Annotated in this window: 19 protein-coding genes; 7 read left to right on the forward strand and 12 right to left on the reverse strand. The window is 68.4% G+C overall.

From position 1 onward, the window contains the following. Positions 1–125: 125 nt before the first annotated feature. The 5 genes from ACLNEE_RS05530 to speD form a co-directional block, all read right to left on the reverse strand. Positions 126–1,592 carry an iron uptake porin gene (locus tag ACLNEE_RS05530; protein WP_411423633.1) on the reverse strand — a complete coding sequence of 489 codons (1,467 nt, stop codon included), beginning with the start codon at positions 1,590–1,592 and terminating at the stop codon, positions 126–128. A gap of 87 nt (positions 1,593–1,679) precedes the next feature. Next, positions 1,680–2,636: a CHAD domain-containing protein gene (locus ACLNEE_RS05535; RefSeq protein ID WP_411423634.1), complete on the reverse strand. Its 957-nt coding sequence runs from the start codon at positions 2,634–2,636 to the stop codon at positions 1,680–1,682. A gap of 80 nt (positions 2,637–2,716) precedes the next feature. Further along, the gene (locus tag ACLNEE_RS05540; protein WP_411423635.1) at positions 2,717–3,817 is read right to left on the reverse strand and encodes a magnesium and cobalt transport protein CorA; all 1,101 of its coding nucleotides are present in this window, start codon (positions 3,815–3,817) and stop codon (positions 2,717–2,719) included. Between the two features lie 68 nt (positions 3,818–3,885). Beyond that, positions 3,886–5,505 (reverse strand): Na/Pi cotransporter family protein, encoded by a 1,620-nt coding sequence (locus ACLNEE_RS05545; protein ID WP_411423636.1) that lies wholly within the window; start codon positions 5,503–5,505, stop codon positions 3,886–3,888. Positions 5,506–5,519: 14 nt separating this feature from the next. Next, on the reverse strand, positions 5,520–6,011 hold the full coding sequence (gene speD / locus ACLNEE_RS05550) for an adenosylmethionine decarboxylase (protein ID WP_412006876.1): 492 nt from the start codon (positions 6,009–6,011) through the stop codon (positions 5,520–5,522). Between the two features lie 365 nt (positions 6,012–6,376). Here speD and glsA point away from each other — a divergent pair, with 365 nt between their 5' ends. Continuing rightward, positions 6,377–8,095: a glutaminase A gene (gene glsA / locus ACLNEE_RS05555; RefSeq protein WP_412006877.1), complete on the forward strand. Its 1,719-nt coding sequence runs from the start codon at positions 6,377–6,379 to the stop codon at positions 8,093–8,095. Between the two features lie 104 nt (positions 8,096–8,199). On the opposite strand, the gene ACLNEE_RS05560 is transcribed toward glsA, so the two are convergent. Then, a complete protein-coding gene (locus tag ACLNEE_RS05560) occupies positions 8,200–8,442 on the reverse strand; it encodes a Nif11 family protein (protein WP_411423639.1) in 243 nt (80 codons plus the stop codon). Between the two features lie 1,032 nt (positions 8,443–9,474). On the opposite strand from ACLNEE_RS05560, the gene ACLNEE_RS05565 reads away from it, so the two are divergent. After that, on the forward strand, positions 9,475–10,692 hold the full coding sequence (locus ACLNEE_RS05565; RefSeq protein WP_411423640.1) for an acetate/propionate family kinase: 1,218 nt from the start codon (positions 9,475–9,477) through the stop codon (positions 10,690–10,692). Here ACLNEE_RS05565 and ACLNEE_RS05570 read toward each other — a convergent pair. Further along, positions 10,670–11,902 carry an NAD(P)/FAD-dependent oxidoreductase gene (locus tag ACLNEE_RS05570; RefSeq protein ID WP_412006878.1) on the reverse strand — a complete coding sequence of 411 codons (1,233 nt, stop codon included), beginning with the start codon at positions 11,900–11,902 and terminating at the stop codon, positions 10,670–10,672. The genes ACLNEE_RS05565 and ACLNEE_RS05570 overlap by 23 nt on opposite strands. Positions 11,903–12,026: 124 nt before the next feature. Beyond that, entirely contained in the window at positions 12,027–12,254 is a 228-nt protein-coding gene (locus ACLNEE_RS05575; RefSeq protein WP_411423642.1) for a DUF3136 domain-containing protein, read from the reverse strand. Between the two features lie 149 nt (positions 12,255–12,403). Here ACLNEE_RS05575 and pyrC point away from each other — a divergent pair, with 149 nt between their 5' ends. Beyond that, a complete protein-coding gene (pyrC, locus tag ACLNEE_RS05580; RefSeq protein ID WP_411423643.1) occupies positions 12,404–13,465 on the forward strand; it encodes a dihydroorotase in 1,062 nt (353 codons plus the stop codon). An 8-nt stretch (positions 13,466–13,473) separates the two neighbouring features. Here pyrC and ACLNEE_RS05585 read toward each other — a convergent pair whose 3' ends face one another. After that, positions 13,474–14,961: a cation:proton antiporter domain-containing protein gene (locus tag ACLNEE_RS05585; protein ID WP_412006879.1), complete on the reverse strand. Its 1,488-nt coding sequence runs from the start codon at positions 14,959–14,961 to the stop codon at positions 13,474–13,476. 87 nt (positions 14,962–15,048) lie between these two features. On the opposite strand from ACLNEE_RS05585, the gene ACLNEE_RS05590 reads away from it, so the two are divergent. From ACLNEE_RS05590 to ACLNEE_RS05600, 3 genes are all read left to right on the forward strand, one after another. Then, entirely contained in the window at positions 15,049–16,668 is a 1,620-nt protein-coding gene (locus tag ACLNEE_RS05590; protein WP_411423645.1) for a bifunctional orotidine-5'-phosphate decarboxylase/orotate phosphoribosyltransferase, read from the forward strand. 100 nt (positions 16,669–16,768) lie between these two features. Next, positions 16,769–16,984 (forward strand): DUF3136 domain-containing protein, encoded by a 216-nt coding sequence (locus tag ACLNEE_RS05595; RefSeq protein ID WP_411423646.1) that lies wholly within the window; start codon positions 16,769–16,771, stop codon positions 16,982–16,984. Between the two features lie 111 nt (positions 16,985–17,095). Continuing rightward, entirely contained in the window at positions 17,096–20,248 is a 3,153-nt protein-coding gene (locus tag ACLNEE_RS05600; RefSeq protein ID WP_411423647.1) for an efflux RND transporter permease subunit, read from the forward strand. On the opposite strand, the gene ACLNEE_RS05605 is transcribed toward ACLNEE_RS05600, so the two are convergent. Continuing rightward, positions 20,245–21,081, reverse strand: a complete 837-nt coding sequence (locus tag ACLNEE_RS05605; protein ID WP_411423648.1) for a potassium channel family protein — start codon at positions 21,079–21,081, stop codon at positions 20,245–20,247. The two genes, ACLNEE_RS05600 and ACLNEE_RS05605, sit on opposite strands and share 4 nt — an antisense overlap. After that, positions 21,071–21,865, reverse strand: a complete 795-nt coding sequence (locus ACLNEE_RS05610) for an SDR family NAD(P)-dependent oxidoreductase (protein ID WP_412006880.1) — start codon at positions 21,863–21,865, stop codon at positions 21,071–21,073. Before ACLNEE_RS05610 ends, ACLNEE_RS05605 begins: the two co-directional genes overlap by 11 nt. A 137-nt stretch (positions 21,866–22,002) precedes the next feature. On the opposite strand from ACLNEE_RS05610, the gene ACLNEE_RS05615 reads away from it, so the two are divergent. Further along, a complete protein-coding gene (locus ACLNEE_RS05615) occupies positions 22,003–23,211 on the forward strand; it encodes a DUF389 domain-containing protein (RefSeq protein ID WP_411424803.1) in 1,209 nt (402 codons plus the stop codon). Here the strand turns inward: ACLNEE_RS05615 and ACLNEE_RS05620 are convergent. Continuing rightward, positions 23,189–24,784, reverse strand: a complete 1,596-nt coding sequence (locus ACLNEE_RS05620; protein ID WP_412006881.1) for a bifunctional aminoglycoside phosphotransferase/ATP-binding protein — start codon at positions 24,782–24,784, stop codon at positions 23,189–23,191. The two genes, ACLNEE_RS05615 and ACLNEE_RS05620, sit on opposite strands and share 23 nt — an antisense overlap. Positions 24,785–24,787: the final 3 nt, after the last annotated feature.

Below are 24,787 nucleotides of genomic sequence, written 5' to 3' on the forward strand. Positions count from 1 at the left end.
CTGTTGTGAGCCGGGGTTCATCGCTGAGAGCTTCAGGTGACCACAAAAAAGCCCCCCTTGCGGGAGGCTGGTGATGGGGTGTGTGGGGTGCGGATGCACCGGTGTGAGGTGTGCGTCCTGAAGAATCAGAACTTGAAGGTGGTCTGGATCACGCCACCCCAGGCATCGTCGCCGCCATTGGAGGCAACATTGCTTCCGTAGAAGAGGGACGGGGTGATCGAGATATTGTCGGTGACCTGGAACTTGTAAAAGATCTCGTACAGCCAGGCCTCGTCGTCCTCGCTCTGATCGGTGAAGGGCGGCATGCCGAAGGCGAAGCCGGCGGCGTTGCCCTTCACGAAGGCGTCGTCCCACTGGAAGCCGACCATCCACGACTGGGAGTCGGGGAAGCCGCCGCCGCCATCGTTGTAGCCGTAGCCGAGGCTGATCGAGGGGATCCAGCCGGTGTCGGTGGGCTCCCAGTAGGCGTTCACGGCCACGCTGTTGGTGGAATCACCGGAAAGCAGGGTGCCGCTGAAGTTGGGGACGCGGATCCGGGAGTTCTCGGAGCCGTAGCGGTAGGCCACGGCCGCACCCCAGTTGGGGGCCTTCACGCCGAGCTGGGCCAGGGCGTTGATGCCGCCCTCCTCGGTGAACATACCGATGGAGGAGTCAGCAAAACCACTGCTGGAGATGTAGTTGGCCGAGAAGGTGGCGTAGGGCCGCCCTTTGTCAACCTTCTGGTTCCAGGTGAAGCCGAATCCGGAGCCGGTGGCCTTGTTGTAGGTACCGGAAGCACCGGCCAGCTGGAAGTAGTCGAGAATGTTCGACTTGTAGGCGCTGGGGATGAAGGAAATGATCTCGGTGTTGCGCACCAGAGCGCCCACCGTGAGTTTGACCGAATCACCCACCGGGAAGGTGTAGAAGAGACGGTCGATCCTCACCGAATCTGCCGTGGTTGCGGCCTTGTCGAGGGCGAAGATCTGGGAGCTGCTGCCGAAGGGCAGGGAGCTGAAGTTGCCGGCGCGCAGGCGGGTGCGCAGCAGGTCCTTGCCGCTGAAGCTGGTGTCGAAGCTCAGCCGCACGTCGTAGTTGAAGGTGGTGTTATCCGGATCGGAGTCCTCCACATTGTCGAAGTCGGGCATGCCGCCGAGGATCATGCTCGCCTCGCCCTTGAGCTTGGTGGTGGTGGAGAACTGGGTGGCCTCCAGCTCGCCCACCTTGGCCTCGAGGCCATCGACGCGGCCCTTGAGGATGGCGAGCTCCTTCTCGAACTCGGCCATCAGGCGCTTGAGCTCGTCGGTCACCTCGGTGACGCGGTCGAGGCAGGCGTTGAGCAGGGCCGCCGCTTCAAAGCGGGTCATGGCCTTCTGGCCGCGGTAGGTGCCGTCGGGATAGCCGGCGACGCAGCCGTAGCGCTCGATCAGGTTGGAGAGCGCCTGGTAGGCCCAGTCGGTCGGCTGCACGTCCGAGAACTGGGAGATGCTGGTGACTTGCTCCTGGGAGGCGTACTGGTTGACGCCGTCCATGTTGAGCTCGGAAGCGGTCGCGGCCACGGGGGCCAGCAGTCCGAGCGCCGCAGGGGCGACCAGCAGTTGCTGGAAGAATTTCATCGGGTCCTCACACCGATCGGGAATGACGTCAGACAGACGTCCGGCGCAACTTATCGGATCTTCACGATTCGACCCGTGATCTCGGTGCTAGTTGGTGGTGTCCCCGGATACATCGGGCTGTCCCCCCAGCGCCCTGTCGCCGATCAGCCCCAGCACCAGGTGGGCCCGTTCGTGCCTCTCCACAAGTTCCATGGCCAGAATCCGCCACTGCGCCCAGCACGCGAGCCGCTGCTCGTCCAGGAGCTTGTCCAGCTCCGGCAGATGCCTGGCCAGGCGCTGTGAAGCCTGGCTCTCGATCGCCTGCCGCAGCACCGCCAGATCGTTCAGTTCGCCCAGCAGCTCCTGGCCCTGTTTCAGCCGGTTGATCCAGTCGAGGCCGACGGCGCCGCCCAGCGGCTGAAGGTTCTCCAGGCGGTAGCGGGCCTCCTTGATGCCCTTGCGCAGGGCATGCAGCTCCTCCACATCGCGCTGCCCCTGGGGTGCGGTGATCCGCCAGCCCCGGTGCAGCAGCAGCGTGCCGAGGCACGGCCATTGCCATTCGAGCAGCCAGTGCTGCAGCGGCTCGTCGCCGAGGGGTGTGTAGCGCGGCTGGCGCAGCCACTTCTGCAGCTGGGCGATCAGCTTGAGGTGGCGGCTGCTGTTCAACACCTCCTGAAGCTGCTGCTGCGCCTCGCCGCGTTCGCGCTGCAGCTGCTTCAGGGCCGGCTTGAGCCGGCGGATTTCCTGCTTCGGGAGCCTGGGCAGCAGCGTCTGCTCCAGCCGATCCCGCAGCACATCGAGATCCCGGGCCGCACCCAGGCGCCGCACGGATCGGGCCAGGCGTTGCACGCCGACCCCATCCGGGAGCTCCAGGGCCGGGCCGAACTGGTTGAGGCAGGTGCGCAGGCGGCGCATCGCGACCCGCATCTGATGCAGCGGCTCCGGGTCGCGGTTCTCCAGCACCGGGGCATGCAGGGACACCATCCGTTTGCAGTGCCTGTCGAGCAGCTGGTGGGCATGGGCTCCATTGGAGAGGATCGCCATGCCGTCGGTGGACCCGCCCATGGCCCAGGCCTTGCTCGAGGGTGCTACGTCGATCTTGCCTCAGCTTCGCGAGGCCCCTCCAGGGGGCTGCTCCGCTTGGATCAGTGCGGGCTCGTCCAATCCTGGAACCAGCCGCGCCGCCACAGCCACCAGGCCTGGATCGCTGCGATGGTGGCCATCAGCAGCAGCGCGTAGGGGTAGCCGAAGCGCCAGGTGAGCTCCGGGATGTGGGCGAAGTTCATGCCGTAGATGCCGCAGATGAACGTCAACGGGGCAAAGATGCTGGTGAGGATGGTGAGCGTCTTCATCACCTGGTTCATCCGATTGCCCACACTCGCGGCATAGGTCTGGGTGATCGCATCGCACTGGTGACGCAGCAGTTCGCCGTTCTCGAACAACAGCTCCACCAGGTCGGCCATTTCACGGAATCCGGCCAGGGCCGCCTCGCCCAGCAGGCGCTGGCGCTGGCTGAGCAGCGTGCGGATCTCGTGCCGCAGCGGCCAGATCAGGCTTCGGATGCGGCGCAGATTGCTGCGGTACTGAAAGGCCCGGCTCAGCAGGCGCGGGGTGGGATTCTTCAGCGCAGCCTCTTCCAGGTCATCCAGGCGGTTGGTGATCTGTTCCAGCATCGGGAAGAGATCATCCAGCACCTCATCCACCAGGAAGTGGAGGATGTCATCCAGATCGCGATCCTCGACCGCCCCCACCCGGGCCAGCAGCCATCCGGTGAGTTCGCCGAACGGCGCGCCGATCGTGGCTTCCTCCACCGTGATCAGCCGGTTGGGCAGCAGCACCATCCCGAGCTGGGAGCTGATCAGCTGGGTGGGATCGCAGGCGAACCCCAGGCGATGCAGCACCACGAGCAGGGCTTCATCGAGCCCATCCACCCGCGGCCGCTGGGGCGTTTCCAGCAGGGGGGGCAGCAGCAGCTCCGGGATGTCCAGAGCCGTCAGCATGTCGCGGATCCGCTGGGGTTCCGCCAGTCCGCTCACCCGCAGCCAGAGCGGTGTTCCCTGGCGGGCGATCCGATTCAGCGCCGCGGGGCTGGAGAGTTCCTCCAGCCGGGGCGTCTCCCCGTCGAAGACCATCACGCTGAAGTGGGTGGGCTGGTGACCGCCGTGGACGTAGAGCTGGCTCGGCACCCCCGCGGGGCGCTCCTCCATCCGGCGGGAGGTGAGGGCACCAGGGGTCGGGCGCAGCACGGCAGTTCCGCAGGGAGTCGGGGGACGGGGCCAGGCTGGGGTCCAGGGCCTCCGCCCGCCAGCAAAGGTCAGACTGACGGCCTCGGCAATCCGCTGGACCCCCCTTGCTCCAGGTGCCGGCAGATCCGCTGCAGATGCTGGCTGACCCGCCGCAGCCAGCGCATCGCCTGAAGCCGGACGGTGGCCCGATCCACATCCAGCTCGCCGGCGGCGACCTGCACCATCACGGCGTCCCGGAAGGGGTCGACCCGGCGGTGCAGCTGATGGGCGCAGGCATCGGCCAGCGAGGCGGCCCCATCCCAGCTCCCCTGCCGCACCTGGGGGATCAGGGCCTCCAGCGCCCGGATCAGCCCATCGCGGTCCGGTGCCAGGGCCTCGGCGGTCGCGACGGTGTTGAGGCGGTCCGACTCCTCTTCGCAGCGCTCGTGCAGCCGTTGCAGGTGGTCCAGGGCGTGGAGGAGGTGCAGCAGGCAGGCGCTGCCGGGACGGTGGTGGGGCTGGAGGTTGATCTGGTCCAGATACAGCTCCAGGTGATCGAGGTCCGCCTGCAGCACGGTCAGCTGCTGGGTCGCTGAGCCGCCGGCGGAGGGCGAACGCCGCAGGCCGCGCAGCAGCATCTCCAGCAGGGCCAGAAAGGTCTGCCGCAGGGCGGTGGTGGCCTGAGCGATGGCCATGGCGGGATCGAGGGGCGGCACGTCGGCCAGCTCGTCGACGGGACGGTCCGGACCGGGGCGCACCAGGCGACGGATCAGGGCGGCGAACGGGGCGCTGAACGGCAGAACCAGCAGCACCCCCGCCACGTTGAAGCCGGTGTGGAAGGCCGTGAGGGCGAACTCCGGATCCCGCGCCATCACGCCCGGCCACCACCGCCCCAGGGCCAGCAGGTACAGGGGCAGGGCGGTGAAGGCCAGCAGGCCGGTGAACAGGTTGAAGGTGACATGGGCCACGGCCGTGCGCCGCGCCGCCAGACCGGCCCCCATGGCGGCGATCAGGGCGGTCACGGTGGTGCCCATGTCCATCCCGATCACCAGGGCGCAGGCCTGGGGGAGGGAGAGGGCGCCGGCGGCGATTGCCGCCAGGGTGGTGGCGACACCCGCACCGGACGACTGGGTGATCACCGTGGTGAGCAGTCCGAGCAGCAGCAGCTGAAGCCGCCCCGACGGCAGGGCGGCATCGAAGCGGGAGGGATCGAGCAGGAGACCATGGCCGGCCATGGCCTCCTGCAGGCCCCCGATGCCGATGAACAGCAGGGCGAACCCCGCCAGCGCCAGGCCGGCCTGGGCCTGGCGTCCGCGGCCCAGCAGGCGCAGGCAGGCCCCCACCAGCACCAACGGGAGCATCAGCATCTCCAGGTTGAGCCTGATCCCGAGCAGGGCGACCAGCCATCCCAGGCCGGTGCTGCCCACGTTGGCGCCGAGGATGATGCCCAGGGAGGCCTGGAAGCTGAGCACTCCGGCGCTCACGAAGCCCACGGTCGTCACCGTGGTGGCGCTCGAGGACTGCACCAGGGCCGTGGCCAGCGCCCCGCTGCAGGCCCCGGTCCAGGGCGAGCGGGTGAAGCGCAGCAGGGATTGGCGCAGCCGGTTCCCCGCCAGGCTGCGCAGGCCCTCGGTCATCAGCGCCATGCCGAGCAGGAATAGGCCGAGGCCGCCTGCGGCGCTGAGCACGGCGCTGCCGGGCAGGCCCATGGGGCTCGCGGGGCTCAGGCCACCAGGGCGGCCGCGGCCGGTGGGCTGGGTGGGGCCTCGTGACTCGGCTGTCGCTCGACCCCGGCGATCGCGGTGGGGGTTTCGCGCCGGAAGCTGGTGAGCTTGTGGTGGGCAGCGGCGAGTTCGTCGGCGAGCACGGCGCAGGCGCGCTCGGGCATGGTGTGGTCCCCACAGGTGAACACATCCACGGCGGCGTAGCCGGACTCGGGCCAGGTGTGGATGGAGATGTGGGATTCGGCCAGCAGGGCCAGGCCGGTGACGCCCTGGGGCTCGAAACGGTGGGTGATCAGATTGAGGAGGGTGGCACCAGCCCGTCGGGCTGCCGAGGTGATGGTGTCCCGGAGGAAGGCTTCGTCGTCGAGCCTGGCCTGATCACAGCCGTAGAGCTCGAGGATGCAGTGCTTGCCGACCGTGGCGGAGGGCGGGGGTGCGGGTGCGTCGCTCCATCCAGGGTGGGGGTGGAGGCTGGGCAGGCCTTGGGTCATCCAGGTGGGGTGCGTTGACGGGGGGGACCCTAGGGCGTTCTGCCGGTTTCCTCCGATGGTTTCTCCCGGCCCAGCGGTGGGCCGGGCCCGCTCAGGCGCCATCAGCCGCCACCAGCCGCCATGGCGATGACGTCGATCAGGGGGAGGAAGGGATGAGGATCAGGGTGGAAGAGGGATGAGCGACGGTACGTTGAATCCACACTGGTTGAATTGAGACTGCTCGAATTGACACTGGTTGTCATGATGAAAATGGCTGAGAGCCATGAACAATGACAGGAGAATCGGATCTGTAGTCTGCACTACTCCAGCTGATCTCTGCTTCTATTAATAGGGAAATGATGATTTGGTGAGCCTGCATGGACCGGATGCGAATGCTGTTCGAGTCAGTGGCCACCGAGGGCGTGACCGATGCCGATCGGATCCGGAACAGAATCGCCTCCAGCGGAATTGACGTTGAGGACTTCCGCCTGCGCACCACGATGGAGCGGCTGGCCCGCTGCGAAGGTCAGCCGATCGGCTTCGACGAATTTGCTGAAATCGTGGGCCCGGAGCTGCGGATGGTGAGCCGCAGTTTCAGCCGTCAGCTGGCAATTCCAGACTGGGAAGAATTCTGCAGTGATATACGCCTGATCTACGATAACGTTGCTCCTGATCGCGGCGGCAACAACGCGGATTATATCCCCATCCTTCGTGATGCTGACCCTGAGCGCTGGGGTGTGGCCTTCTGCACGGTGGATGGCCAAAGGATGAGGCTGGGAGATGTGGATGTCTTCCACTCCATCCAATCGGTATCGAAGCCGTTGAACTATGCCTATGCGCTGCTCCGTGAGGGTTCAGAGTTCACCCACAGATTTGTGGGTACCGAGCCTTCGGGACGGCCTTTCAATGCTTTGGATCTTCTGCCTGATATGCGCCCGTTCAATCCGTGCGTGAATGCTGGTGCCATCATGACGGCCGGGATCATTGCATCCGGAAGTCCGGATCGAGAGGCCAGGGAGATCACGGGTGATGTCATGAACCTCTGGTCTCGGATGTGTGGAGGGATCGATGAGGTTCGCTTCAGCGAGGAAACGATGCTGTCTGAGCGGGCGACGGCGCACACCAACTATGCGATCGCCTATCTCCTGCAGGGAAGAACTGGCCTGCCAAGAGATGTCAGCCTTCACACCATGCTCGACCTCTACCTGTCGTGCTGCAGTATCGAAATGACTTCCGAAATGTTGGCCATTGCGGCCGCCACCCTCGCCAACGGGGGCGTCTGCCCGATCACCGGTGAGGAGGTTCTGCCGACCGAGGTCGTCAAGAAGACCCTGGCCGTGATGCAGAGTGCCGGCATGTATGACAACGCCGGTTCGTTCACCCTGGAGGTTGGTCTTCCGGCAAAGTCTGGCGTGGCAGGTGCGGTGCTCGTCGTCGTGCCGAACCTCATGGGCTTCGCCACCTTTTCACCGCGGCTGGACGACTACGGAAACTCAGTTCGGGGAGTCGCCTTCTGCCGGCAGCTGGTTGATCGCTTCACCTTTCACATCTACGACAGTCTCTCGGGTGGTCATACCGGCTGCAAACGGGATCCCCGTGCGTCCCAGCACGATCGAAAGGAGCGCGATCTTTCGGAGTTGCGCTGGGCCGTGGCCTATGGCGATCGCTACGCCATCAAGGTGCGCGATCTGATGATGGAGAGCATGGTGGACATCTGCCTGGCTGACGGGGAAATCATGGAGGATGAGATCCACACCATTGCCACGACCTACGCCGAGATCATGGGCCAGCCGCCCAGTCGCGAGCAACTGGACGGCTGGATTGAAAACCGCCGTGCTGCCTCAGGCGGGAACGCCCCTGCAGGCGAGCAGGCGGAGGGGCCTTTCGAGCAGCTGCTGCGGCGTTTGTCCGATGAACGCTCCACGCTCGACGACAATGGCCGGGAGGTGATTCTGGAGGCGGCCTTTCGGGTGGCCTGCTCCGATGGCAGCATCGAGGAGCGCGAACGGGCCCAGCTGCGCGGCATTGCCCGTGCCCTCGGGATCAACGAAGGTGTGCTGGAGCTGGAGATCGCCCGATTCCAGCGACTTCTCGCCCGCACCTGACCACCGAGGGCTCGTGCTGATCGCCGCCTGGGGATCAGCACGGCTGAGCGAGATCAGGATGTCAGCGGTTGCGCTCCATGCTGAGGGCGAGCATCAGCGTGGGCTCAACTGATGTCCTCGACCAAGGTCCACCAGGTCGTCTTCATGAAAAAATCTTCATCAACATTCTCAACCAGTGCGCCACCCTGGCAATTGACCAGGTCTGCTGGGTAGACCTCATAGCCGGCATCCCTGGCGATGCTGGCCTGATCATCAGCATCGGCCGCACGAGCGGAGCTGCAGATCGCTGCAAGCTCATGATCCGTGAGGATCTTCAGGGCAAATTGCCTCAGTTGTTCCAAAGACATTCGTGTGTGCCTCGGCTCACGGTCATTCTATTCAACCCCGCAAGCAGGTTCGCGACGTCAACCCGGCAAGCGTGACCCCTCGGCGTGCCTGCCGCCCTTCCGGAGCGCTCAGCTGCGCGGACGAAGCACCAGCCAGGCGACCACGAGCAGGCTGCCGGTGCTGACCAGCGTGAAGATCCAATCGGCGTAGGGAGTCCAGGGCATGGCAGCAGGTCACGGGGTACCAGGCCCCTGCCATTCTGTCGTGTCTCCTGGGTCTGCGTTGGCCTGGCGGTTCAGCGCCTGCGGTGGGCTGGACCGCCACGGCTCAGTATCACCGCGACTCCATATCAGCGCAACTCAGTGTCAGTAGGAGTTCTGCCTGAGGGCCTGGATGCGCTTCGAGCGCTCCGAGCCTTCCCAGAGCGCGGATTGCGCGGCGGAGGCTTCGTTGGCCGGAGCTGCTCGCGCGGCAAGTGCAGCGGCGAAGCGAACGACCCTGAAGACCATCACAACCATGGCCGTGCCAATCGAGAGCAGGAACTCTCCTCTGTCAGGCCTTCTGCAGATGTTTCAGCAGAACCTTTTCCTGATGATGAGTGAATGTTCCTAGCCCGCCAGAACTGGGCCAGAGGCCCCAGACGCAACCGCTCTCAGCTGTGAATGTGCAGGACATTGGCCGCATGATCGTCTCCTGAGGACAGTCTCCTGGTTGGCGTTCATATGGCGCTGAGACGTTCCAGTGGTGCTGGAACGTTCAAGGTGCCTGTTGTTACTGAATGCCCGATCACTGCGGTCGTTTCGTGATGTGAAGCTCTTGCCTGTTCTGTTCGCTCTGAGCCCGGCTGCGATGAACAGCGCGAGATGTTCATTCTTGATCGATGGACTGCCCATGGAAGTTCTTGCTGTTGCCTTGATCTGTCTCGTTGTTGGTGTGGGGGCTGTACGCATGGGCCAGCCCTGAGTACTCCAGGCGGCTCCTGAGGGTGTGGGCTGGAGCACCGGCCTGCGGGCTGGGCCGTGCTCCAATGCGCCTGGTGTGAGGGGGGCTCGTTGGTCCGTCGCTCTGGTGATCGTGACGCCTCTCCGGCAGAAGCCTCTCCAGCAGAGGCCTTTCCGGCGGAGACCTCTTCGCTGGAGACCTCTTCGGTGGTGACCCTGGGCGATCCGGGCGGCCAGGACGCGCCGGCCCCCCTGGTGCTCGTGGTGAATGCCGGCAGCTCCAGCCTCAAGGCCTCGCTGGTGGGGACCGATGGCCACCGCCCCTGGCAGGGCCAGCAGCGGCGGGATCCGGATGATCCCGCCGCCATCGAAGCCCTGCTGGAGGCCTGGCTCATGCCCGCCATCAGCCCCTGGAGCGGGACCATCGCACGGGTGGCCCACCGCGTGGTTCACGGCGGGGAGCAGTTCACACGGCCCACAAGGCTCACCGCCGCGGTGATGGGGTCACTGGAGGCCCTGGAACCCCTGGCTCCGCTCCACAACGGCCCGGCTCTGCGGGCCATCCGCTGGTTCGCGAGCAGGTTGGTGTCACCCCCGCCTGCCCTGGAGCAGTGGGCCTGTTTCGATACGGGCTTCCACGCCAGCCTGCCGGAGCCCGCCCGCACCTACGCGATCCCCGCGGCATGGCGGGCGGCTGGGCTGCGGCGCTATGGGTTTCACGGTCTCAACCACCAGCACGTCGCCGAGACCGTGGCGGCCCGGCACCCCGAGCTGCGGCGGCTGATCAGCTGCCACCTCGGTGCCGGTTGTTCCCTCTGTGCGATCGGCCTCGACCCCGTCAGCGGAGCCCGCAGCCTCGACACCACCATGGGGTTCACGCCGTTGGAGGGCCTGGTGATGGCCAGCCGCAGCGGCAGCGTCGATCCGGGGCTGCTGCTGCACCAGCTGCGCCGGGGGCTGGCGCCGGAGGCGATCGACGAGGACCTCAACCACCGCAGTGGCCTGCTGGGACTCTCGGGTCTGTCGGGTGACATGCGCGAGCTGCGCCAGGCGGCGGCCAGCGGCCATGCCGCCGCCCAGCTGGCCCTGGATGTCTTTCTGCACCGGCTGTTGCAGGGGATCGGTGCGATGGCGGCCAGCCTGGGCGGTGTCGACGCGATCGCCCTGACCGGCGGCATCGGCGAGCACGATGACGCCCTGGAGGGCGAACTGCGTCAGCGGTTGGGCTGGCTCGGGCCCTGCCCCCTGCTGCGGGTGCCGGCCGATGAGGAAGGTCTCATGGCCCGCCTGGTTGGAGGCTGGGCCCCTAGCGCTTCACCCCCGGCATGAAGCGCCGCTCATGCTGGGCGCCGGTGAGCATCCGGTTCCAGTACAGCGAGGGCAGGATCTTGCGCTTGACGAACCACATGATCCAGCGCTCCTTGGTGGGGTCGAGCGGGAACGAGGGTACCGGCTGCTGCTCGTAGTTGAACTCGGCCATGATCGCCTTGCCGTAGCCGGTGATCAGGGGGCAGCAGCTGTAGCCGTCGTAGGCCGCCTCCAGGGGCCTGCGATCGAGGTGGGCCAGCAGGTTGGCCACCAGCACGGGAGCCTGGCCCCGCACCGCGGCGGCGGTCTTGGAGTTGGGGATGCCGCTCACATCGCCGAGCGAGAAGACCTCAGGGAAGCGCAGATGCTGGAGTGTGAACTTGTCGACCTCCACGAAGCCGCTGGAGGCGGCCAGGGGGCTGCCGGCCACCACATCGGGGGCGGCCATCGGCGGGGTGACATGCAGCAGGCCGTAGGGGATCACCTCCTCGCGGCTGCTCTCTCCCTCGGTGACCTTGAACACCGCTTCCCGGGTTTCGGGCCGCACCTCGGTGAGCACGTGGTTGTAGCGGGCGTCGATGCCATGGCGTTTCACCACCTCCCGCAGCGGCGCGGCATAGGTGGGAACCCCAAAGATGCCGGGGGTGGCGGTGGCGTAGATCACCCGGGCCTGGAGGCGCTTCTTCTTGAAGACGTCGTCGGCCATGTAGGCGATCTTCTGGGGAGCCCCCGGGCACTTGATCGGCATCGGTGGGCAGGTGAACACCGCGTTGCCGCTGCCGCCACTGCCCCCCTGGAACGCCTGGATCGCCTCCCAGGTGTAGGGGGCGAAGTCCCTGGAGTAGTTGCTGCAGACGCCGCCCTGGCCCAGGGCCTGCGGCAGCCCCTTGATCCGATCCCAGCAGAGCTTGAGCCCCGTGGCCACGATGAGCACGTCGTAGCTCAGCTGCTGGCCTGCGGTGGTGGTGACCCGCCGCTGGTCCGGCTCGAAGCTGGCTGCGCCCTCGCGGATCCAGTGCACGCCGGAGGGAATCAGATCGCCTTCGGCGCGGCGGGTCTCGTCCATGCTGAAGACCCCACCGCCCACGAGCGTCCAGCCCGGCTGGTAGTAGTGCTCGGTGGAGGGCTCCAGGATCGTGATGTCGAGCGCCTGGCGGGCCCGCTTCAGCTGGGCGGCCGCGGTGATGCCCGCCGCGCCGCCGCCGACGATCAGGATCTGGGGGTGTGCCATGGACAGGGCGGCAGGGGGTTCCGCCAGGGAAGGATGTACTCCCATTGAGTCACGCCATCAGCGGATGCGTGGCGGCGCGCTGCCGTTCTGATGGGAATCTTCGGGCCAGCGGCGGCTGGAGGGATCAGGCCGCCACCTGGTCGAGCTCACGCTTCAGCAGCGCATAGAGGTAATCGGGGGACTTGTAGCGGGTGGGGAGGCACTTCTGGAGAAGGCTGAGCCGCTCCCAGCAGACGGTGCGCTGGATGGCCGTGAGTGTCTTGCCGTTCTTGATCAGCAGCCTCAGCGCCTTGCAGTAGGTGGGATAGCCCGCTTCCAGTTCGCCGATCGTGAGGTTGGCCTCAGCTCCCATGGAACCCCGGATGCAGCCTGGACCCTAAGAAAATCCGGCGGCCGCCCAGGCCTGCTCGGCGCTCAGCAGAAGAATTCTTAGGAAATCCAGCGGCTGCCCTGCCAGGGTGGACCCGGGCTCCTTGGGCCCCGTTGCGCTCCCACTCGCCGATGACCGTCCAGCCGGCCCAGCAGCTCGTCCTGCGCCAACCCGATGACTGGCATGTGCATCTGCGCGACGGCGCCATGCTCCAGGCGGTGGCCATGGCCACGGCGCGCCAGTTCGGCCGCGCCATCGTGATGCCCAACCTGAGCCCGCCGATCACCACCGTGGCCGCCGCCCGGGCCTATGCCACCCGGATCCACGAGGCTCTCCCCGATGGCAGCGGCTTCCAGCCGCTGCTCACCGCCTACCTCACCGACACGATCGACCCGCGGGAGATCGCCCGGGGCCACGCCGAGGGCGTGTGGGTGGCCTGCAAGCTCTACCCGGCCCATGCCACCACCAACTCCGCGGCCGGGGTGGGTTCGATCGAGGCGATCACGCCGGTGCTCGAAACGCTGGAGCGGATCGGCATGCCGCTGCTGATCCACGGCGAGGTGGTGGATCCGGAGATCGACATCTTCGACCGCGAGGCGGTGTTCATCGAGCGCCATCTGGAACCGCTGCTGGGGCGGCATCCCGGTCTGCGGGTGGTGCTGGAGCACATCACCACCGCCGATGCCGCCGACTTCGTGCGCAGCGGACCCGCCAACCTGGCGGCCACGATCACACCCCACCACCTCCACATCAACCGCAACGCCATGTTCCGGGGAGGCCTCCGTCCGGATTTCTATTGCCTGCCGGTGGCGAAGCGGGAGCTGCACCGCCTCGCCCTGCGGGCCGCCGCCACCTCCGGTGACCCGCGCTTCTTCCTGGGCACCGATTCGGCCCCCCACGCCCGGGCGGCGAAGGAGGCGGAATGCGGCTGCGCCGGCATCTTCAACGCCCCCTACGCGATCGAGAGCTATGCGGCGGTGTTCGAGGCCGAGAACGCCCTGCACCGCCTCGAGGGCTTTGCCTCCGAGCACGGACCCCGCTTCTACGGGCTGCCGCTCAACGACGGGCGGATCACCTTGCTGCGTCAGCCCCAGGAGGTGCCGAGCCGGCTCCATCTCAACGACGCGGCCGGCCAGGCTGTGGACCTGGTGCCCTTCCATGCCGGCGAAACCCTGCCCTGGCGCCTGCTCTGAGCTGGCCCTCAGGCCTCCCCGCCGCGGCCCCCCTCTAGACCGATCGCCCGGCACACCCTGGGCAGGGTGAGGCCCTGCACCAGCAGGTTGAGCACCACCACCACGAAGACGATGCCCTGGGCGTTGCGGGCCAGGGGCTCCGCCAGGGACGGATCGAGCCCCCGCAGCAGCGGAATGGCCGCCACCACCTGATACGACAGGGCCAGGGGCACGGCCCCGCGCAGACCGCACCAGCCGATCAGCAGGCCTTCCCGCCGGCTGAAGGGGGAGAGGGGCTGGAAGGCCAGAACCCCCAGCGGTCGCGCCACCAGCATCAGGGCGGCGGCGGTGGCGATCCCCATCGGCAGGGCGCCGATCAGTTCGCTCGGTTGCACCAGCAGACCGAAGATCAGGAAGATGGTGATCTCCGTCATGGTGTTGAACGGCAGCAGCACCTCCTGAATCGATTCGTGGTTCACCTCCGGGGTCCGGTAGGTCATGTTGGTCATGAACACCCCGGTGACGTACACCGCCACGAAGCCCGAGCCGCCCAGGAAGTGGGCACACCCGTAGTCGACGAAGGCGATCGACATCGCCACCACCAGCAGCTGGGAGCTTTCGTTCACCAGGTGGTCGATGACGAACTTGGCGACGTAGCCGAACAGCACGCCCACGATCAGACCTGAGCCGATCTGCTGCACGAAGTCCTGCAGGGCCTGCAGCAGGGCCTGGCTGAGGCTGCTCTCCATGCCAGCGCCGCCCCCCGGCAGGGACGGGCGGGTGAACAGCTTGATCAGCAGGCCGTAGACCAGCAGGGCGGCCGGATCGTTCACGGCCGACTCGAACTCCAGCAGGTGCTGCAGGCGTTGCGGCACCCGCTTGCTGACCTGGGCGAGCACGCTCAGCGTGGCGCCGGCGTCGGTGGAGCCCAGGCAGGCCGCCACCAGGAAGGCCGCGCCGATCGGGATGCCGTTGCCGAAGCCCGGCAGCAGCCCGTCGGCGGTGCTGGAGGACAGCCACCAGATCATCCCGCCGAGCGCGGCCGAGGTGATCACCACGCCACCCAGGGCCAGCAGCAGGCCGTACTCCAGGAAGCCCCGGATCGCCTGCAGATCGGTCTTCAGGCCGGCGTAGAAGAGGAGAAGGGCCAGGCCGAAGACCTGCAGGCTCTCCGCCTCGACGTGGTTGAGGTCGAGATAGTTGACATTCACCACCAGCCCCAGCAGCAGCACCCCCAGCACCCCGGGGATGCCCAGCCGGATCGAGAACTTGCTCATGGCGAGGGTGCCGAGAAACAGCATCCCGATGAACAGCAGCCGCGCCTGGATCGGCACATCCTCCAGGCCGGCGGAGGTGGCCGTGACGGTCGCCGTGACGTTGCCCATGACGCTGGCGAGCATCGGCGTCAGGACCTGCGTCGGCACCGGCATCGGTGGTGGGCGGCGGATGCCGCGACCGTAGGCGCGGCTGCCGCGCTCGGCCTGCAGCCATCCCCGTGCGGCCATCGGGGCGACCATCGGGGCGACCATCAATAAGAGCTATGTCGGCCCCTCGCTTCCGGCCTGGCCCCTGCCCTAGCAACAGGCTCAGCCAGCCTCAGGGCGATGGGGTTCTTCATTCGCCTCACCGACGCGATCGCCGACCGCCAGTCGCTGCTGGTCACCGGCCTGGACCCCAATCCGGAGATGCTGCAGAGCTGGGTGGCCCGTCGCGGGCTGGCCGGCCGCTCCTTCCTCAGCCAGGCCCGCCACTGGATCAAGGCGGTGATCGAAGCCACCGCCCCCCACGTGTGTGCCTACAAGCCCAGCCTCGGCTTCTACCAGGCGCTGGGGCCGGTGGGGCTGGAGCTGCTCCTGGAGGTGCGGGATCTGGTGCCGCCGGACCTGCCGCTGATCATCGACTGCAAGCACGGCGATCTCAACTCCTCCTCGGTGCTGGCCCACTACCTGTTCAAGGATCTGCTGGCCGACGCCGTCACCCTCTCGCCCCTGGCCGGGCAGGACATCGCCGCTCCCTTCCTGCTCTATCCCGACAGGGCGGTGGTGATCACCTGCCACAGCTCCAACCAGGCGGCCCGCCAGATCCAGCACTTTCCCGACGACGACCAGCCCCTCTACCTGCGGATCGTGCGCGAGTGCCTGCTCTGGGCCACGCCCGAACAGCTCCTGCTGGAGGTGGGCACCAGTGATCCGGCGATCCTCGCCCGGGTGCGCCAGGTGGCCCCGGAGCGCTTCCTGATCCTGCGCAGCCTGTGGGGGGTGGAGGAGAAGCTCGAGGCGATGCTGCAGGCCGGGCTGACCGCCGCCGGCGATGGCCTGCTGCTGCCCCTGCCGCAGAACCTGCTGGTGGAGGACGACATCGCCGAGCGGGCCGCGGCCCTCAAGCTGCAGATCAACGCCACCCGGGCCCAGTGGCTGGAGCAACGCGGCGCCGGCACCGCCGAACGCTGCGACCTGTGGTTGCCCGCTCCGCCGCCCCGCCCGGTCCTGGAGCGCGGCCCGGCCGGCCGGCCCCAGCCGGCCGCGGGGGTGACGGCCAGCCTGAGCACCGGGGCCACCGCCACGGTTCCCCCTCCCCCTCCGGCCGCGGCGGGTGTCGCACTGCAGGAATCGCTGCTGCCCTCGGCGGATGTGCTGGAGTCGCTGATCGTGGATCTGTTCGATATCGGTTGCCTGCTGTTCGGCGACTATGTGCAGGCTTCCGGGGCGGTGTTCAACTACTACATCGATCTGCGCCAGATCATTTCCGATCCCAACCTCTTCCACCGGGTGCTGCACGCCTATGCGGGCCGGATGGAGGAGCTGGTGTTCGACCGGATCGCCGGCATACCCTACGGCTCCCTGCCCACAGCCACGGGTCTTTCCCTGCTGCTGCACAAGCCGCTGATCTACCCGCGCAAGGAAGTGAAGGCCCATGGAGCGCGCCGCCTGATCGAGGGGGATTTCGAGGAGGGGGATCTGGTGGTGGTGGTGGATGACATCCTGATCACGGGCGGCAGTGTGCTGGAAGGGATCAACAAGCTGGAGAGCTCCGGCCTGCAGGTGCAGGATGTGGTGGTGTTTCTCGACCATGGCGGCGACCATGACCGTCGCGCCAAGGAGCGGCTGGCGGCGGCCGGTTACCGCTGTCAGGCCGTGCTCGGCATCGACGCCATCACCCGGGTGCTCCACGCCGCCGGGCGTCTCAGTGATGGCCAGGCCGCGCTGCTCCTGCCCGAGCTCTGAGCGCGGCAAACCCGCCATGGCCTGGGGATCCTCAAGCCCCGAGACCGCGGACTCCTAGGGTGAACAGGCGCCCCTGAACCCCCCGGGCGCCCCTCCCGCCATGAGCAGCAGCACCGGCCTCACGATCGGGGAACTGGAGGCGAACTACTCCCTGTACTGCAAGGCCCTGCGTCGTTTGCTCCAGGAGGGCCGCAGCCGGGCGGCGATCGAGCGCACCGTGTGCTGGAGCCGGCTGGCCCAGCTGCACCTCTGCCTGCCGGGCCGCTACAAGGCGCCGGATTACCTCTGTGTGGTGCTCAAGCGCGATCTCGCCTAGGGCCGTTCTCCCTTCGATCCACGCTCTTCCAGTCCGCTCTCTCCTAGAACGTGCCTGCGCGGCCCGGATCCGGGCCCTTCCCAGCTGCGCAGACCTGCCTGAAGCCCCCGCGTGAAATCGATCTCGGATCCCTTTCTGCGCCGGCCGGTGCTCACGCTGGTGATCAGCCTGCTGGTGCTGCTGGCCGGATTCGTGAGCCTGCCCGGGCTGCAGATCGAGAATCTGCCCCCCATTGCCCCAGGCCGGGTCACGGTGAGCACCAGCTATCCGGGGGCCAGCCCCGAGGTGGTGGAGCAGGGGGTGACCACCCTGCTGGAGAAGCAGCTGAATGGCCTGGAGCGCCTCGATCAGGTGCGCTCCACCAGTTCGGCCGGCAGCAGCAGCATCACCCTCAGCTTCGAGGGCGGCGATCCGGAGATCAACCAGATCAACGCCCAGAACGAGGCGGCGGTGGTGAATCCGCGCCTGCCGCCCCAGGTGGCCCGCTTCGGGGTGCGGGTGCGCCGCAGTTCCGACGACCTGCTGATGGTGCTGAGCTTCAGCGCCGACCGTGACCTCTACGACGACACCTTCCTGAGCGGCTGGGTGGAGCAGGTGGTGATCGACCGTCTGCAGCGGGTGTCGGGGGTGGGGGAGGCCCGCCTGTTCGGCGGCAGTCCCCTGGCCTTCCGGCTCTGGCTCGATCCGGCCCGGCTCAACCAGCTGGGGCTCACCATCACCGATGTGCGCGATGCCCTCGAGGAGCAGAACGTGCTGGCGGCCCTGGGCCAGGCCGGTGATGCGCCCGCTCCCGACGACCAGATCCTCACCCTGCCGCTGCGCATGGAAGGCCGGTTGCGGACGGTGGAGGAGTTCGAGCGGCTCGTGGTGGCGCCCACGCCGGAGGGCGGGGTGACCCTGCTGCGCGATGTGGGCCGGGTGACCCTCGGCAGCGAGAACTACGACGCCATCGCCACCAACCTGCAGGGCAGGACCACCGTGGCGATGGGCATCTTCCAGCGGGATGGCAGCAATGCCCTGGATGTGAGCCGTGGCATCAGCACCGCCCTCGACGAGATCACCGAAAGCCTGCCGCCCGGGCTCGAGTTCCAGGTGATCATCGATGAGGCCGAGACGGTGCGTGAGAACATCGACCGCACCCTGGCCAGCCTGCGGGATGCGGTGCTGCTGGTGTTCCTCTCGCTGCTGCTGGGCCTGGGCAACAGCCGCCTGGCCCTGATTTCCGCGCTGGCGGTGCCGGTGGCGCTGGTGGGGGCGCTCACGGTGCTGCGGCTCACCGACAGCTCGATCAACACCCTCACCCTGTTCGGCATGGTGCTCGCCACCGGCCTGGTGGTGGACGACGCCATCGTGGTGAGCGAGGACATCGGTCGCCGGCTGGAGCGGGGGCAGCCACCGCTGCTGGCGGCCCGCGAGGCCATGGCCGAGCTGGGTGGGGCGGTGGTGGCCACCTCCCTGGTGCTGATCGCCGTGTTCCTGCCGGTGCTCACCCTGGGCGGCAGCACCGGCCGCCTCTATGCCCCGATCGGCCTCACGATCGGGGCCACGATCGTGTTCTCCACCTTCAACGCCCTCACCTTCACGCCCGTGGCCGCCAGCCGGCTGCTCAGCTCTGAGCAGCGGGAGCCGGCCTGGCTGCGCCGCTGGATCGATCCGCCGCGGCGGGCCCTCGAGGCCCTCGAAGTGCCCTACGACCGCTGGCTCACCCGGGCGCTGGGCTGGCGCCGCCGCATCGTGGCCCTGCTGCTGGTGGGCCTGCTGCTCACCGCCGCGGCCTACCAGCAGCGGCCCAAGGCGTTCATTCCCCAGGAGGACGGCAGTCAGCTGCGGGGCATCGTGGTGCTTCCCGACGGCATGGCGCTGGCGCGGACCCAGGCGGTGATGGAGCGGGTACGGCAGGTGATCGCCCGCGACCCCCTGGTTGTCTCGGGCAACTTCTACGCCGGTCGATCCTTCGGCGACAGCGGCCCCAACAAGGGCATCTTCTTTCTGCGCCTCAAGCCCGTCGAGGCGAGGCCGGGCAGCGACCAGACCCCGGCCGCCCTGGCCGGCCGGCTGAACGGCCAGCTGGCCTCCACGATCGACGATGCCCAGGTGGTGGTGATCGAGTCGCCCACGGTGCGCGGTTTCGGCAGTGAGGGGGGCATCGAGTTCGACCTGCTCGACACCAGCGGCGGCCGGCTCAGCCTCACCGCGTTCGAGCAGACCGCCCAGGCCTTCATCGAGGCCGCCGAGGCCACCGGCGCCTTCGAGCGGGTGAACACCCGCTTCCAGGCGGATGCACCGCTGATGCGGCTGGAGCCGGATCGGCTCAAACTGGCGTCCCTGGGGGTGGATCTCGAGGAGCTGGTGGATGTGCTCGGCGCCAGCTTCGGCAGCGACTACGTGAACGACAGCTTCGAGGGCGACCGGGTGCGGCGGGTGATCGTGCAGCTCGAGGGCTCCGAGCGCCGCAACGTGCAGGATGTGCTGTCGCTGCAGGTGCGCGGCAGGGATGACACCCTCATCCCCCTGGCCCAGCTGGTGCGGGTGGTGGAGAGCACGGGTCCCACGGCGATCAACCACACCCGCCTGGTGCGCTCGATCGGCATCCGGGCCCAACCGCGGCTGGGGGTGAGCACGGGCCAGGCCATGGACCGGCTGCAGGAGGTGCGCCGCCAGCTGGGCAGTTCCGCCACCGATCTGGAGTGGGCGGGCCTGGCCCGGGAGGAGGCCCGCGCCGGCGGCGCCAACGAGCAGGTGTTCCTGCTGGCGGTGCTGGTGATGCTGCTGGTGCTGGCGGGCCTCTACGAGAACTTCATCGACCCGATGATCATCCTGGTCACGGTGCCCCTGGGGCTGCTGGGCGGCATCGCCGGGCTGGCGATCCGGGACCTGCCCCTCGACGTGTACGGCCGCATGGGCCTGCTGGTGCTGGTGAGCCTGGCGGCCAAGAACGGCATCCTGATCGTGGAGTTCGCCAACCAGCGCCTGGCCGCCGGAATGCCGCTGGAGCAGGCCATCCACGGCGCCGCCGTGGCCCGTCTGCGCCCCATCCTGCTCACGGCCATCTCCTCCCTGGCTGGCTTCCTGCCGCTGCTCTTCGCCTCCGGTGCCGGCGCCGCCAGCCGCATCAGCATCGGCACGGTGGTGTTTGCCGGCCTGCTGGTGGCCACGGTGCTCAGCCTGTTCGTGGTGCCGGTGATCTACAGGATCGTGAAGGGCTGGGAACTCCGCCGCCGCGCTCCTCGGGCAGGCGAGCAGCGCGGCTCCGAGGCGTTCTAGGGATCCCGCTGCTGCTCGGCCCTCTGCTGCTCAGCCCTCTGCTGCTCAGCCTTCTGCGGCGGCTCGAGGCTGGGGGGCTGGGCCAGGCCCTGTGGCTGGACTGTGGAGAGACGGCTGATCAGCAGGCCCATCACCGCCGCGATGTAGAAGGTGCCCACCACGGCCAGCCCCACGCTCACCATCTGCGCCATCGGCGTGAGGGGGGTGATGTCGCCGTAGCCCGCCGTGGTGAGACTCACGAAGGCGAAGTAGTTGAGCCGCACGAAGTTCAGGCTCCATACCGGGTACACCTCGGCCTCGGTGGCCGGGATGGAGCCGGCGAGGTTGATGTTGCTGAAGCTGCCCGGCGTGGTGGTTTCCAGGGCCGCGCATATCAGCCCCCCCGCCAGGCCCAGCATCAGGTAACCGGCCAGGGATCCCCGCAGCACATCCATGCTCACCTCCTGTTCCTCCGCCAGCCCCCGGATCAGCCGGATCGCGCTCCAGTTGCTGAACAGGGCCCAGAGGATCAGCACCGGCACGCCCGACTGGCGCAGCTGCAGCGGTGTGAGGAACCAGAGGAGCCCGCTCACGAAGGTGGCCCAGCCGAGCAGCTTGAACAGCCGGCGGGGTACGGCGCCGACCTTCAGGTGATCCACAGGGTCGCCCAGGCCCAGCACCATCACCAGCCCCAGCAGGAGATAGCCCACGCTGGAGATTCCATGCCAGGTGGGCGGCAGGGTGAAGCTGATCAGCAACAGCAGACAGGCCGCCAGCAGGGTCTTGTAGGTGCGATGGGGGCGGCGGAGCTGGAAGCGGTGGCGCGTCATCGCGGCCGGACGATCAACCGCCACTCTCCAGCACGCAGTTCACGGCCAGCTCGAAGGGCACCGCTGCGGCCGGCAGGCTCAGCAGGTGGGCCACCGTGTCGGCCAGGTCCTCGGGCTGGGTCATCGCCTCGGGCGGCACGGCTGTGACCGCCGCGGCCATGGCGGTGTTGACCCAACCGGGGCAGATCGCCGTGACGCGGATCCCCGCCTCCCAGCCCTCGTTGCGCAGGGCCTGGCACAGCCCCATCAGGGCGAACTTGCTCACGCCGTAGGCGGCGAGCCGTCCCTTGACGCGTTTACCGCTCATCGACACCAGCGTCAGCACCCGGCCGTCACCGCTGGCCTCCAGGTGGGGCCAGGCGGCGCGGCTGAGGCGCCAGGGACCCATCAGGTTCACGTCGAGGAGCTGCCGGATCTCACCGGCTTCCTGGGTCGAGTAGGTCACCCCCACCCGCGACAGGATGCCGGCGCTGTGCACCACCGCATCCACGCCGCCCCAGCGGGCCACCGTGGCCTCCACCCAGGTCTCGCCACTGTTGGCGCTCTGCTCAGCGGCCAGGGCGTCGTAGGGATGGATCAGCAGCCTCTCGGCTGTCCCGGCGATGGAGGGGCTGGACGCCCACCAGGCCTCGGGCGCTTCCGGATCCCGGACCCCGAGGCTGAGGCGGTGCCCGGCCTCCAGCAGCCGTGAGGCGATCGCCCTGCCGATGCCCCGGCTGGCCCCACTCACCAGCACGGTGCGCTGCCGCAGCGCCGGGGAGGGGCCGGGGTGCGGAGGGGGCTGGGGGGAGCGCTGCGGGCGGGCCATCGGTGCGGGAGCCCCGCTTTCGGCCGCTCCAGGCTGCCATTCGGGCTGCGGATTCAGGCTGCGGATCCGGGTTGCGGATCCGGGCTGGGCCCCGGTGGCCATCTGACTGATGATTCCCGGACGGCTTCGCCAGCACCATGCCTGCTGTTCTCAGTACCACGGCCCTGGGTCGGCAGCTGGAGGCGGATGCCCGGCTCGATCAGGAATTTGTCGTGCTCACGGCGGCCGCCGCCCTGATCGCCACTCTGGGACTGCTGGCCAACAGTGCCGCCGTGGTGATCGGCGCCATGTTGATCGCCCCCTGGATCCTGCCGCTGCGGGCCACGGCCTTCGCCATCCTGCGGGGCCGCCTTCCCCTGGCAGGGCAGGCCCTGTTGACGCTGGGCATCGGCGTGGTGGCCACCGTGCTGATCTCGGCCCTGCTGGGCAGGATCGTGGGACTGGCGGTCTTCGGTTCGGAGGTGATCGGCCGCACCTCCCCCAACCTGCTCGACCTGGGCATCGCCCTGGTGGCCGGAGCGATCGCCACCTACGCGAAGGTGCGCACCAAGGCCATCTCCTCCCTGGCGGGCACGGCCATCGCCGTGGCGCTCGTGCCGCCGGTCTGCGCCCTTGGCCTGCTGCTGGCGGTGGGCCAGTGGCAGCAGGCCTGGGGTGCCGGCCTGCTGTTCGCCGCCAACCTGCTTGGAATCCTCAGCGGCGCCCTGATCACCCTGGGGATCACCCGCCCGGAACTGCGGCAGCGGTTGCTCTCCAGCCGGCTCGGTCTGGTGAGCCTGCTGCTCACCGGCCTGCTGCTGGTGCCCCTGAGCACCAGTTTCCTCACCCTGACCAGCGAGGCCCGTCGCCAGGCGGCCCTGCTCCGGGTCGAACAGGCGATCGATCAGAGCCTGCGCAACGAGACGATCACGCTCGGTCAGGATTCGGAACTGGTGGGCATCACCATCGACTGGGCTCAGAACCCCCCGCTGATCATCGCCTCGGTGCGGGTCAGCAAGCCCAACCTGCCCACGCCCCGGCAGGTGGCGGAGGTGCAGGACTTCATCAATTCCCGGCAGCCCTACCGCTACCGCCTGCTGGTGCAGCGCACCTCCATCGATGTGATCGGTCCGGAGACCGAGCCCAACCCCGAGAGCGTCCGCTCCGAAGGGACCACGCCCTCTCCCTTCGTGCCGCCGGTGCCGCCCCTGCCGAACAATCCATCAACGAATCCGCCAAAGAATCCACCGTCGAATCCGCCCAAGGAGCCCCTGCCCCAGGCGCAACCATCCGACGGGGCCCTGTCCCCCCAGACCTCCCCCCAGTCCTCTCCCCGGACGCCCATCAGGACCGCGCCGGCGGAGTGAGCAGCCGCTGCCGGATGGCCGCGGCGGTGCTGCTGACCGGGGTGGCGGGCTCCACCTCGATCGCGGCGGCCCGCTCGGCGGGGGTGAGCGGCTCCAGCCGCTCCCACTGGGCTGCCAGCACAGCCAGATCGGCGTCGGAGGGGTCGCCGCCGCTCTGCTGCCGCTGCAGGATCCGTCCCTCGATGAGGGGGCGGGGTGCGGTGAACGCCAGGATCAGCAGGGGAACCCCCGCCTGCGCCGCCAGCCCGGCCATGGTCTGGCGATCGCGAAGCCGCAGGAACGTGGCATCCACGATCACGCAGAAACCCGCCGCCAGCAGGGGCCGCGCCAGTTCCGGCAGCAGACGCTCGAACAGCTCCTCCCCCACGGCCGCCGCGTAGGGATCGCCGCGGCGCGGCTCCCCGTCGCCCTGGCCCCAGAGGCCGAACAGCCGCTTGCGCTCCACGTCCGAGCGGAGGCGGATCGCCCCCAGCTCCTCGATCAGCCCGGCGCTGTGGTGGGACTTCCCCGAGCCCGAGACGCCGTGGCAGAGCACCAGGGCCTGGGGCTGGGGCGGGCCTGGACTCTCCCCCAGGGCGAGGTAGCGCTCCACCGCCGCGCCATCGCCGCCGAGGGCGGCCACCTTGGCCCGCACCAGGGCCCTGTAGCTCAGGTACCAGGCCCAGAGCTCCAGGCCGGCGTAGTCGCCGCTGTGCTCCAGCCACTGGTTCAGCAGCCGCCAGCCCTGCGGGGCGCAGTGCCGTTCCTGCAGGTCCATGACCAGGAAGGCCATGTCGCTGATCACATCGATCCAGCGCAGAGCGGCATTGAACTCCAGGCAGTCGAAGACCTCGATGCGGTCCTGGAGCAGCAGCATGTTGCCCAGGTGCAGATCGCCGTGGCATTCCCGCACCCGGCCGCTGGCGAGACGCTGCGCGAAGCGGCTCTCCAGCCGTCCGTAGCTCCCGGCGATCCAGTCCTGCAACCGCCGCAGCCGGTGTTCCAGGCCCGGATCGGCATGGGCCAGCAGGCTGGTGACGTTGGCCAGCACCGGTTGTCGCACCGCCGCCGGGGTGCCGAAGGCGCCGTCGGGTCTTGCCGTCGCGGCGGCGGCGTGGAAGCGGGCCAGCCGCTCGGCCAGCCCGTCCAGGTGGCGGCGGGTCACGGCTCCCCGGGCCAGGGCGGCCGGCAGCAGGGCCTCCTGGGGGAACTGCCCCATGCGGACGGCGTACTCAAGGATCGGGGCCTCGTCCTCCCCCGGCTCGCTGTCCTCGGCCCGGGGGGTTGCCTGCAGCCGCGGCCGCTCGGGGCTGCCGACGATCGCCACCACCCCCTGGTAGAGCCAGGGGGTGAGGCGGCGGTTGAGGCGCACTTCCTCATGGCAGCAGCGGCGCCGTCGCTCCAGGTTGCTGAAGTTGACGAAGCCGAAATCCACCGGCTTCTTGATCTTGTAGGCGACGGTGCCGGTGAGCAGGATCCAGGAGATGTGGGTCTGCAGCAGCCGGATCTCCCCCACGGGGTGGGGGTAGGCCTGCGGCTGCTGCAGGCCACGGATCAGCGCTGGCAGGGCAGCGTCGGCCGCGGCCGCGGCCACGGC

The sequence above is a fragment of the Aphanothece stagnina RSMan2012 genome (assembly GCF_046764815.1).
Classification (GTDB): Bacteria; Cyanobacteriota; Cyanobacteriia; order PCC-6307; family Cyanobiaceae; genus NIES-981.

Bases quoted from the DNA above. Each gene is read 5' to 3' on its own strand.
- ACLNEE_RS05530 (WP_411423633.1), bottom strand. From the start codon at position 1,592: ATGAAATTCTTCCAGCAACTGCTGGTCGCCCCTGCGGCGCTCGGACTG.
- ACLNEE_RS05535 (WP_411423634.1), bottom strand. From the start codon at position 2,636: ATGGGCGGGTCCACCGACGGCATGGCGATCCTCTCCAATGGAGCCCAT.
- ACLNEE_RS05545 (WP_411423636.1), bottom strand. From the start codon at position 5,505: ATGGGCCTGCCCGGCAGCGCCGTGCTCAGCGCCGCAGGCGGCCTCGGC.
- speD (WP_412006876.1), bottom strand. From the start codon at position 6,011: ATGACCCAAGGCCTGCCCAGCCTCCACCCCCACCCTGGATGGAGCGAC.
- glsA (WP_412006877.1), top strand. From the start codon at position 6,377: ATGCGAATGCTGTTCGAGTCAGTGGCCACCGAGGGCGTGACCGATGCC.
- ACLNEE_RS05560 (WP_411423639.1), bottom strand. From the start codon at position 8,442: ATGTCTTTGGAACAACTGAGGCAATTTGCCCTGAAGATCCTCACGGAT.
- ACLNEE_RS05570 (WP_412006878.1), bottom strand. From the start codon at position 11,902: ATGGCACACCCCCAGATCCTGATCGTCGGCGGCGGCGCGGCGGGCATC.
- ACLNEE_RS05575 (WP_411423642.1), bottom strand. From the start codon at position 12,254: ATGGGAGCTGAGGCCAACCTCACGATCGGCGAACTGGAAGCGGGCTAT.
- pyrC (WP_411423643.1), top strand. From the start codon at position 12,404: ATGACCGTCCAGCCGGCCCAGCAGCTCGTCCTGCGCCAACCCGATGAC.
- ACLNEE_RS05585 (WP_412006879.1), bottom strand. From the start codon at position 14,961: ATGGTCGCCCCGATGGCCGCACGGGGATGGCTGCAGGCCGAGCGCGGC.
- ACLNEE_RS05590 (WP_411423645.1), top strand. From the start codon at position 15,049: ATGGGGTTCTTCATTCGCCTCACCGACGCGATCGCCGACCGCCAGTCG.
- ACLNEE_RS05595 (WP_411423646.1), top strand. From the start codon at position 16,769: ATGAGCAGCAGCACCGGCCTCACGATCGGGGAACTGGAGGCGAACTAC.
- ACLNEE_RS05610 (WP_412006880.1), bottom strand. From the start codon at position 21,865: ATGGCCCGCCCGCAGCGCTCCCCCCAGCCCCCTCCGCACCCCGGCCCC.
- ACLNEE_RS05615 (WP_411424803.1), top strand. From the start codon at position 22,003: ATGCCTGCTGTTCTCAGTACCACGGCCCTGGGTCGGCAGCTGGAGGCG.